The 7,245-nt window shown below is 55.3% G+C and carries 6 protein-coding genes; 4 read left to right on the plus strand and 2 right to left on the minus strand.

The features are described 5' to 3' along the window. Nucleotide 1: 1 nt before the first annotated feature. Nucleotides 2–892: a sensor histidine kinase gene (locus G9Q73_RS16620; RefSeq protein WP_177420770.1), complete on the minus strand. Its 891-nt coding sequence runs from the start codon at nucleotides 890–892 to the stop codon at nucleotides 2–4. Further along, nucleotides 889–1,476, minus strand: coding sequence for a response regulator (locus G9Q73_RS16625; protein ID WP_177420771.1), 588 nt, complete (start codon nucleotides 1,474–1,476; stop codon nucleotides 889–891). Before G9Q73_RS16625 ends, G9Q73_RS16620 begins: the two co-directional genes overlap by 4 nt. A 199-nt stretch (nucleotides 1,477–1,675) precedes the next feature. On the opposite strand from G9Q73_RS16625, the gene G9Q73_RS16630 reads away from it, so the two are divergent. The 4 genes from G9Q73_RS16630 to G9Q73_RS16645 all read left to right on the plus strand — a co-directional run. After that, nucleotides 1,676–2,776, plus strand: a complete 1,101-nt coding sequence (locus G9Q73_RS16630; RefSeq protein WP_177420772.1) for a SpoIIE family protein phosphatase — start codon at nucleotides 1,676–1,678, stop codon at nucleotides 2,774–2,776. Continuing rightward, the gene (locus tag G9Q73_RS16635; protein ID WP_304956616.1) at nucleotides 2,773–3,876 is read left to right on the plus strand and encodes a response regulator; all 1,104 of its coding nucleotides are present in this window, start codon (nucleotides 2,773–2,775) and stop codon (nucleotides 3,874–3,876) included. Before G9Q73_RS16630 ends, G9Q73_RS16635 begins: the two co-directional genes overlap by 4 nt. Before the next feature lie 12 nt (nucleotides 3,877–3,888). Continuing rightward, entirely contained in the window at nucleotides 3,889–4,752 is an 864-nt protein-coding gene (phnD, locus tag G9Q73_RS16640) for a phosphate/phosphite/phosphonate ABC transporter substrate-binding protein (protein ID WP_177420773.1), read from the plus strand. Beyond that, nucleotides 4,749–7,245 (plus strand): response regulator (locus G9Q73_RS16645; protein ID WP_177420774.1); only part of this gene is annotated, 2,497 nt, incomplete at its 3' end. The genes phnD and G9Q73_RS16645, both read left to right, overlap by 4 nt.

Raw genomic sequence — 7,245 nt, forward strand, 5'->3', positions numbered from 1 at the left:
TTCAGCTCTCCGAACTTTGCTCTTTGTAAACGGGAAGATAGATTGTGAAGGTGGACCCCTTGCCGAAGTCGCTCTCGACTTCGATGCGACCGCCATGATCCTCAATGATGCCGTGGCTGATCGAAAGCCCCAAGCCGGTACCCTTGCCCTTCGTCTTGGCGGTGAAGAATGGCGTAAAGAGTTTATCCATGTTCTCAGCGGGGATACCTTCACCGTTGTCCGTGATACACAACACCACTTCATCGCCCGCACACAGGGTATCGATATTTATCTCGCCAAACTCCGGGATCGCCTGCGCCGCATTCATCAGCAGGTTCAGAATAACCGAACTGATCTCTCCCGGCCTGCCGTGCAGTGGCAGGAGTCGTCCCGCTTCGTGGTGTACCTTTGCCTTGTATTTCAATTCGTTCCAGGCCACTTTCAGGGTGTCCTGCACACACTGATTGAGATCGAACAGCTCTCCCTCTGTATCATCGCAACGGGCAAACCGTTTGAGTCCATCCACAATCTGTTCCAGCCTGTCACCCCCTTCGACGGCATCCTTTAGCAACGGGTCGATATCCTCGATCAAGAAAGCCAGATCCTCTCCAGCAGCGATATCCCCGATCTGTCGGCGCAGACTCTCACCCTGACCGGTTTCGGCAAAGGCCAGACTTTCAGAGAGCACGGGCAGCAGCACTGCCAGATACTCGCGCAGTGAGATGAGGTTGTTTTTGACGAAGCCGATTGGATTGTTGAGCTCATGCGCCACACCCGCTGCCAGGGATCCCAACCCCGCCATCTTTTCAGACTGAATCAACTGCACCTGCAGGTTCTTCACCTGCTCACGAAGCCTCTCCAGTTCCTGCTCTTTTTTCCGCAAGTCCCTGGCGCTCTCATCCATTTCGTTCATACGCGCTCCAGGCGGCCTCTCTGCACACCGTTGCTCAACAGCACAGCCACCTTAGAAATCAGTACATCCTTTTCAAAAGGCTTCGACAACACATCATCCGCACCAGCCGCGAGCGCCTCATCCAGCTTGCTCTCAGGAAGCGCTGAAATGACCAGAATCTTCAGACGCGACAGTGCAGTGTCACGCTTTACATACTCGATCACCTTGAGGCCATCCAGACCCGGCATACTCAAATCCAACGTCATTACCGCAGGCAAAAACGTTCTGATCGCATCACCGGCCTGAAAACCGTCATAGGCCGTTTTGGTTTCATAACCTGCCACACGCAAAACGCGCTGAATACTGTCCGCCATCGGGCGCTCATCATCCACCACCAAAATCCGCCGGCTGTAATCCCGGTACTCCTCCGGCAGTGGAATACCGTACTCAGCCATAAAATTCAGAAAATCCTGCAGCTGGATGCGATTGTTTCCCCGCCCAGGCAGCTTGAACGATTTCAAATGACCCTTTTCGATCCAACGAATCACGGTACGCAGGTTGACACCGCAATATTTAGCCACCTCACCCGAAGTCAGTGTGCGCATAGAGTCTCCTTTCATATCCTGCCCGGCATTTCCACAGGAAGAGTCGCTCGGGTCATGCCCTAAATGTCGTAACTTACTTACTTGACATGTATGGCATTATAGACATAATTAACACTAATGCAACAGATTATCCACCCTAGGCAAAAAACAGGCTGTGATTCAATGAAACATGAGACAGTGAATAGACCCCCCTCTCGTATTGGTCATCGACGACGAACCGATAAACTTCGACCTGCTAAAACGGGCGTTACGCTATCCCTACTATAAGGTTGCGGCAGCCTGCGGGGCTTCTGAAGCTCTGGAGATGCTCGCTGACGGGCTGCTGCCCGATATCATTCTGCTGGATGTAATGATGCCTGGAATGGACGGCTTTGAGACCTGTCGACTACTCAAAGAGAATCCACAGACACGGGAGATTCCGGTCATCTTTATTACCGCCAAGAGTGACAGCGAGAGCGAATCCCGCGCCCTGGGCATCGGAGCCGTGGACTTCATCAGCAAACCCCTCTCTTCAGCAAAAGTCAGGGCAAGGGTGAAGACCCATCTGGAACTGCATTCAGTCCGCCGCGAACTCGAACGGCAAAACAGATCACTTCTATATGACCAACGCACCGCCGAAGAGGTGGTGCGAAAAATGGCATCCTCGAATCTTGCGCCGGCGCAAGGGACGCAAACGCTCACCCTATCGCTTGACCCCACCTGCGGTGATATTGCCCTCTCCGCGCAGACCGTCACCGGGGAGCGCTATGTGCTGCTCGGAGACTTTACCGGCCACGGCTTGCCGGCAGCCATCGGCAGCTGTCTGATTTCTTACATGTTCGAATCGCTGGTCAACAAGGCGCTCCCTCTGAACGATTTTCTCGAAGCCATCAACACAGAACTCTACAAACGCCTGCCCAGCCACATTTTTATGGCCACCTCGCTGCTGCACATCGACCGGCACAACAATCACATCAGAGTCAGGGCCAGTAACTGCGGGATGCCCGATATACTGCATCTGCGCGGCTCAACCACCCTGTTTTACGGGAAATCGGGACACTCCCCACTCGGCATTCAATCCGAGGCGGATTTTACGAAGAGTTTCTACGAATTCGAGGCATTGCCGGGTGACCGGATCTGTCTGCAGACCGACGGTGTGGTCGAGGCACTGTCAGAGTCGGGAGAACCGTTTGGCCAGGAACGGTTGGAGCTTTTCCTGCACTCGGATACCCCGCTGTCGTCGCTGCAGCAAACCCTTGATAGTTTCACCGGCAGCAGCGGACTGCACGACGACCTCTCATTGATGGAAGTAACGTTATGACCCAGACCATGGAAAGTACGCCACCCACACTACTTATCGTCGATGATGAACCGGCGAACATCCGCCTGCTGACCCATGTGCTGAAAAAGGAGTATCAGACCGATACGGCTGAATCCGGGATCGAGGCGCTGGAGAAGCTGACAACAGACCCTCTGCCCGATCTTATCCTGCTGGATGTAATGAGGCCGATGATGGATGGTTTTGAGGTCTGCGCACAACTTAAAGCAGCACCCAGAACAGCAGAGATACCTGTGATCTTCGTCACTGCCATGACCGACATCGAGAGCGAGACTCGCGCCCTGGAGATCGGGGCAGTGGATTTCATCACCAAACCCATCTCGCCAGCCAGGGTACGCGCCCGGGTCGGCACCCATATCAATCTGCAACTGGCCAAAACAGCGTTGGCCGGTCAAAACGACCTACTGCGTGAAAAGGTACGTGAACGGACCCACGAACTGGAACTCACCCAGGAGATCACCATCCTCTCCATGGCCACCCTGGCGGAGACTCGGGACAACGAAACAGGCAACCATATCCACCGCACCCAGCACTATGTACGAATCCTTGCCGAACAGATGCACGCCATGGGTTACTTCAGCGACCAACTGACCGAAGCGGTGATCGAAGCGCTCTATAAATCGGCTCCGCTGCACGACATCGGCAAGGTGGGTGTGCCGGATCAGATCCTGAAAAAACCGGGCAGTCTGAGCGAAACGGAGTTCACTGAGATGAAACGGCACACAACCTATGGGAGAGATGCGATCCTCGTCTCAGAAGCAAGAATGGAGGATAGCGACTCTTCATTCCTGCGCTTTGCCCGCGAGATAACCTACAGCCACCATGAGAAGTGGAACGGCAGCGGCTATCCGGATGGACTGTCGGGAGAGAAGATCCCGCTCTCCGCCAGGATCATGGCACTGGGCGATGTCTACGATGCGCTGATCTCCAAGCGGGTCTACAAACCTGCCTTCTCCCACGAAAAGGCGACAGCCATCATTCTGGAGGGGAAGGGCAGCCATTTCGACCCCAAAATCGTTGAAGCCTTCAAGTTGGTTACCCATAAGTTTCAGGCGATCGCCAGCCAATTCTCCGATAATTGAAAGAGGTTTATCATGTTCAAACGTATCCTGATTCCACTTCTGCTGCTGTTGGCACTCAACGGCATCGAGGTCTTCGCCGCAGCCAGCACAACAGCCCCCGTTGCTCTCACCTTCGGGGTCTATCAGTCCGACAAGGCCACCGTCATGTACCGCAAGTTTCTACCGGTGCTGGAATACCTGCAGAAGCAGATGGAGATCCGCCTGGGACAGCCGGTGGATATAGAACTGAAGATCTTCAAAGACTACGATCAGGCAAATGACGCCCTGGTGGCGGGCGAGGTCGACTTCGTCCGCTTTGGCCCCGCCTCATACGCCATCGCCAACGATCGCAACGAGGGCATTCAACTCATCGCCATGGAGGAGAAAAAAGGCAAGAAGCGCTTTCGCGGCATGATCGTGGTGCACAGCGACAGTCCGATCAAAACCCTGCAGGATCTGAAGGGGCGCCGCTTCGCCTTCGGCAACGACAAATCCACCATCGGACGCTACCTGGCCCAGGCGGAAATGGTGAAGGCCGGCATCCATGCCAAGGATCTTACGGGCTATGACTATCTCGGTCGTCACGACAAGGTCTTCAAGGCAGTGGCTCTGGGCGACTACGATGCAGGCGCACTCAAGGAGGCCACCTTCAAACGCAACAACAAAGCGGGAACTCTTCGTGTCCTCAAAACTTTTGAAAACGTCACCAAACCCTGGATCGCCCGTGAGGGGCTGGACGCGCACATCGTCGACGCCATTCGCCAGGGACTGCTGTCACTCAAGGACAAGGATATTCTGAAGATATTCAAGGCATCCGGTTTCCTGCCGACCAGTAATGATGAGTATGCCTTCGTTCGTCAGGGCATGCGTCTATCGGCTGAATTCATGGAAAAATGAAACCGCTTCGCTCAATGATCGACCGTTGGCGTAATGCGCCGTTGAGCGTCAAGCTCATCGGCGCAATTTCGCTGTTTCTCGCCCTGGTGACCCTGGGCAACGGACTCTATATCACTCTCAGTGAGCGCCAGGTACTTTCAGAACAACTGGACGCACAGGGAGAATCCCTGGCCCGCGCGGCCTCCATCTTCGCCATCGAGCCGCTACTCATCCGCGACTACCCGATCCTGGAAACCTTCACCGAAAACATGGTGCAGGCGAAGCACAATGTGGATCAGATCACTGTGTTGCGCGCCGATGGCAAGACTGTCGCCACAAGCCGGCAATCTGAAGCCTCCCAACATCGGCACCGCAGCTATGTGGCGCAGATAAAGGCCGATCCCACGGACGAACGCAGCATCGGCCAAGTTGAAATCATCCTCTCCACCTACCGTTCCGAGCAGCTTGTGACCGAGCGTCTATGGACCCTCGGCGGCATCTCACTCTTCACCTTTCTGCTGCTGGGGCTTCTGATAGCCTGGCTGATTCGCAACAGCGTAGACAGGCCGTTGCAGTCACTGAAGGAGAAGGCCCTGGCATTGGGACGGGGCGATCTGGAGACGGCCATCGTCCTGTCCTCACGGGATGAACTGGGCACACTCGCCAATACCCTGGAGGTGATGCGCAGCGACCTCAAGAACTCCTACAGCGCGATTGAGAAACAGAACCAGGAACTCAAGACACTCGACCGCATGAAGGATGAATTCCTGGCCAGAATCAGTCACGAGTTGAATACTCCCCTCAACAGTATTCTGGGTCTCAGTGACGCCATCGGTAGAGGCAGCTATGGCGATATCGATGCCACACTCAGGGAGCCGGTCACCACCATCAACCAGTCAGGCAGACGCCTGAAATCATTGGCCGAACAACTGCTCTCATTCAACCAACAGGAAGAGGAAGAGCAACAGAGCCAGTTCATCCTGCTCGAACCTTTTTTGCAGGGGTTATTGACGCATTACAAACCGCAAATGGAGAGCAAACAGTTGCGGCATCGCTGCCGGGTGGAACCCAACCTGCAACTGCAGAGCGACACGGAACTGCTCGGCAGCATCTGCAACCAGTTGCTGGACAATGCCGTCAAATTCACTGATGCCGGAGACATAGAGCTGGTTGCAGAGTCGATTGGACCGACCGGCGTGGCAATCTCGCTGATGGACACCGGCATCGGCATTCCTGAAGAAGCCCAGTCAAGGGTCTATGATCGTTTCGAACAGGGGTTTGGCTATGAGAACCGACGCTATGAAGGCACCGGCATCGGCCTGGCGATGGTCAAACAGCGGGTAGAACAGCTCAATGGCAGAATACTGCGGAATAGCATCCCCGGAACCGGCAGCCGTTTCACGCTGATACTGCCCCAAACCAGCGCGGCATCCGCTGATGACCTGGCCGCTGAATGGCTGGCCGGTCACCAGGAGAGTGACTGGCCATCTCAACAGCCAACCGCTGAAAAACCAATCCGCGAGACAGCTCCACCCCCAGTCAACAAAACCGCCGAACAAATCCGTACGCCGGCGGAAAAACCGCCGCACCAGGAAGACGACAGGGCGACCATCCTGATCGTCGATGATGACAGGGCGAACCGCATGGTCGCAAACGCCAGCCTGCGCAGACAGTACACCATCCTCGAAGCTGAGAGTGGCATGCAGTGCTTCGAACTGCTCGAATCCGAACCCGTCGATCTGGTATTGCTGGATCTGATGATGCCGGACATGTCCGGCTTTGATGTACTCGAAGAGATGAAGGCCCACCCCGAGAGGCGCTATCCACCGGTGATCGTGCTCTCCGCCCTGATGGATAGCAAGACCATCTCTCACACCCTGCAGATGGGGGCGGTCGACTACCTCACCAAACCCTTCAACAGAGAAGAGATCTTGGCGCGCGTACATAGCCAGATCATGCTGGCGCGACGGGAACTGCACCTCGAGCACATGGTGCAACAACGAACTAAACAACTGCAAGAGAGCAATCTGCGGTTGGAAGAGACCTTCCAGCAGTTGCTGCAATCGGAAAAAATGGCCTCAATCGGTCAGCTTGCCGCAGGTGTCGCTCATGAAATCAATAACCCGGTTGGCTTCATCCACAGCAACCTGTCCACACTCAGCGAATATCTCGACGCCATCGGCACCCTGCTGGATAACTACAAAGACCTGGGGCAAGCCGTCGGCGAGACAGGCACTAAAAACCTCTTCCACTTCTGCGCCATTGTCAACGCATCACCACGGATACGTGCTGAATCACCAGTTGCAGCAACAACACCTCAGTCAGCTTGCCTCATGACGCGCCACCACCAAATCCATCGCCACCACCGTGATTTGCCCGACCCACATACAACGGTGATGTGGCGGACCCGCGGGCAGCTTGCCTGCAGCAGCTGGAAGATCACGGGAACCACACGTTCCATCAGATCGGCTGGGAATCTCATATTCTTCGATCGCGATGCGGTCGAACGCCACT

This window comes from endosymbiont of Lamellibrachia barhami (assembly GCF_011947365.2).
Classification (GTDB): domain Bacteria; phylum Pseudomonadota; class Gammaproteobacteria; order Chromatiales; family Chromatiaceae; genus QGON01.

Coding starts and splice junctions, on each gene's coding strand:
- G9Q73_RS16620 (WP_177420770.1), bottom strand. CDS start 892: ATGAACGAAATGGATGAGAGCGCCAGGGACTTGCGGAAAAAAGAGCAG.
- G9Q73_RS16625 (WP_177420771.1), bottom strand. CDS start 1,476: ATGCGCACACTGACTTCGGGTGAGGTGGCTAAATATTGCGGTGTCAAC.
- G9Q73_RS16635 (WP_304956616.1), top strand. CDS start 2,773: ATGACCCAGACCATGGAAAGTACGCCACCCACACTACTTATCGTCGAT.
- phnD (WP_177420773.1), top strand. CDS start 3,889: ATGTTCAAACGTATCCTGATTCCACTTCTGCTGCTGTTGGCACTCAAC.